At 60.9% G+C, this 2,727-nt stretch carries 3 protein-coding genes and 1 pseudogene; 1 reads left to right on the top strand and 3 read right to left on the bottom strand.

Features of this window, described 5'->3' with window-relative positions; all coding sequences use genetic code 11:
* The 3 genes from secG to MOV76_RS38820 form a co-directional block, all read right to left on the bottom strand.
* On the bottom strand, positions 1 to 376 hold a 376-nt coding region (gene secG / locus MOV76_RS38830), incomplete at its 3' end, for a preprotein translocase subunit SecG (RefSeq protein ID WP_247266559.1).
* A 139-nt stretch (positions 377 to 515) separates the two neighbouring features.
* Positions 516 to 1,286 carry a triose-phosphate isomerase gene (gene tpiA, locus MOV76_RS38825; RefSeq protein WP_026230509.1) on the bottom strand — a complete coding sequence of 257 codons (771 nt, stop codon included), beginning with the start codon at positions 1,284 to 1,286 and terminating at the stop codon, positions 516 to 518.
* A 226-nt stretch (positions 1,287 to 1,512) separates the two neighbouring features.
* Positions 1,513 to 2,412 carry an alpha/beta hydrolase gene (locus MOV76_RS38820; RefSeq protein ID WP_247266558.1) on the bottom strand — a complete coding sequence of 300 codons (900 nt, stop codon included), beginning with the start codon at positions 2,410 to 2,412 and terminating at the stop codon, positions 1,513 to 1,515.
* A gap of 4 nt (positions 2,413 to 2,416) precedes the next feature.
* Here MOV76_RS38820 and MOV76_RS38815 point away from each other — a divergent pair.
* Positions 2,417 to 2,727 (top strand): annotated as a pseudogene (locus MOV76_RS38815) (hypothetical protein); the annotation flags it as partial.

The following is a 2,727-nucleotide window of genomic DNA, read 5'->3' as shown; positions in this document are numbered from 1 at the left end:
CGGGAGCCTGCGGTGCGGGCGTCGCTGCCCCGCTGCTCGGAACGCCGTTGCCGGCCGGCTGATTTGCCGGAGCCTGCGCGCCGCCGAGCGAATCGAGAATGCCGTTGCCCTGGCCGCCTGTTGCCGGAATGCGGTCGAGAATATCGCTCGGACGGCCCTCGTAACGCGTCAGTATGCCGAGGCCGAGCGAGGTCAGGAAGAACAGGGTCGCAAGGATCGCGGTGGTGCGCGTCAGCGCATTGGCCGTGCCGCGGGCCGACATGAAGCCCGAACCGCCGCCAATACCGAGGCCGCCGCCTTCAGAGCGCTGGATGAGCACGACGCCAACAAGGGCGAGCACGATCATGAGATGGATGACAATCAATACTGTCTGCATGGGTCCAGTCCTGCCCGTCTGGAGACGGGCATAAATAAGAATTCTGGCGGCTCTTTACATGAGGCTTTCATCTATTCCAAGCCCTTCGGCCCGGAATATGCCCTGGGATAAACGAATAAACCCAGGAATAAACAATGCCTCAGGCGAGCAGCGCCTCATAGGCCCGGTAGATGGCGAGGAAGTCGGCCGCTTTCAAGCTCGCCCCGCCGATCAGCGCGCCGTCGACATTGGCGATGCCCATCAGCTCATGGGCATTGGCCGGCTTGACCGAGCCGCCGTAGAGAAGACGCATCTTGCGGCCCTCATCGCCGAAGCGGGCCACAAGTTCTGCCCGCATAAAGGCATGCGCCTTTTCGACGTCACCTGATGTCGGCGTCACACCAGTGCCGATCGCCCAGATCGGTTCGTAGGCGATGACGGTATTTTCGGCCGTCGCGCCATCGGGAACGGAGGCGGAAAGCTGGCGTTTGATGACGTCGAGTGCCTGGCCTGTCCGACGTTCATCCGCCGTCTCGCCGATGCAGATGATCGCCGTCAGCTCTGCGGCGAAGGCCGCTTCCGCCTTGGCGCGAACCAGATGGTCGGTTTCGGCATGGTCGGTGCGCCGCTCGGAGTGACCGACGATGACATAGGTGCCGAAACAATCGGCAATCATCTCGGCCGAGATGTCGCCGGTATGTGCACCGGACGGGTTCTGATGGCAGTCCTGAGCGCCGATCGCCAGCGGGCTGTCGGTGCACAGCGCCGTCGCCACGTAGAGCAGCGTCGCCGGCGGGCAGATCAGCGCTTGGACCTTGTCGGCCAGCGGCGGGCGAACACCCTCGGCGATCGCCTTGATCTGATCCAGGGAGGCACGCATGCCATTCATTTTCCAGTTTCCCGCCACAAGCGGGCGCACGTCAGGTGTCATGCTGGCCTTCCACAATCTGCATATCCCTTGGGCAATATCAAAAGCTTGCAGCAAAGAAAAGCATCATGCCCTTGACGTAAGGGGAATCTCTGCGATCCCGCGCATATTTCTGCCGAATATCGTCCGCTCCAACGCCGCGCGTCTTTCAAGACACGCAAAGGTAGTATTTCTGAATTCATGCATCGTACTATTCCGAAAAATAGTCTCCGATTTTCCATCAGAAGCGCTAGCCGGCAAGAATCCAGTTTACCACTCTGCGCCAGTCGATCATCCGGATCGGCGTCCCGTGATTGCCGGTCTCAAACAGCGTGAAACGCGTCGGATATTTTGCTTTGTGCAGGCTTTCGAACAGTGCCTGCTGGTCGGAGGCGGCATAGACCGGGTCGCGGCTACCATGGGCGAACCAGAGCGGCAGCTTCGCCCTATAGAAGGCGCTCTTGATGAAATCCGGATCGGTGACCCCGCTCATGATCAGCATGCCCTTCAGCCGTTTGACGCTGTCACCATCGCGCGCAATGCCCCAGCAGACCTGGCTGCCCATCGAGGCACAGGAAAGGACGATCGGCCGGCCGGGCGATCGCGCGTTGGCATAGCGGATCAGGCCGGCGATCGCCGCAACGCCGCTGCTGTCGAAGCTTTTGACGGTCGGCGAATAATAAACCCCGCGATTGCCGGCAACGAGGTTCTTCAGCCGGTTGAAATTGCCGCCGAAGCTGTAATCGTTGGCGCCGAGCCGCCGGTCGCCGTCGCGGCCATGGATGAAAATCACCGTGAAAGCGGCACTCTGAGCCGGTCCCACCCTGGTGACATCGAGCTTGATGCCGTCGAGAGACAACGTCTCGTCCGCCTGGGCCTTGCGGATGCCGAGCGCCACATATTTCTGCTGCACCCGCTTTTGCGGGATCTGGTCGCGGCCGTTGATATCGCGCATCTCGTCATAGTCGATGACCTCGAGGGCGCCGTCATCGCCTGTCTGCAGCACGGTCTGCTTCGAAAACAGATCGTCCTTGAAGGGCGCTAGCACATCGGCTGCCTGTGCCGGGCCAACAGCGGAGAGCATGGCCGCAGACAAGAAAAACGCCGCAATTGCGGTGATGATGGTGCAATGACTTGTGGACATTCGCATTCGGATGGTTCCTGAAGCCTGCCGCCGCTTGCCATTCCGCGTCCGGCAACGCAAATCATTTGGGAAAAGCCCGCCAAAACTGGCGGTGTCGCGTATAGAGGTGCTTTCTGGCAAAATCTGTCTGATTCGCAAACGTGGCATGAAATGCGGTGATTTTGGGTCGGCGGCGGATGCCCGCCCAAGACAGGATGAAGATCTGAACGGCTCCATGGACGATAGCAACGACCTCTTTTCCGGAATGCCCCTCTCTGAAAAACGCGAGGAGGCGCAGAAGCCTGCCGCTCCGGCCGAGCGGCCGCCGGTGACGGCTGCGCC

Origin of the sequence: Rhizobium sp. PRIMUS64 (genome assembly GCF_023006465.1) — a bacterium.
Lineage (GTDB): Bacteria > Pseudomonadota > Alphaproteobacteria > Rhizobiales > Rhizobiaceae > Rhizobium > Rhizobium leguminosarum.
Note: the sequence above shows the minus strand (reverse complement) of the source record. Positions and strands in the feature narration are given on the sequence as shown.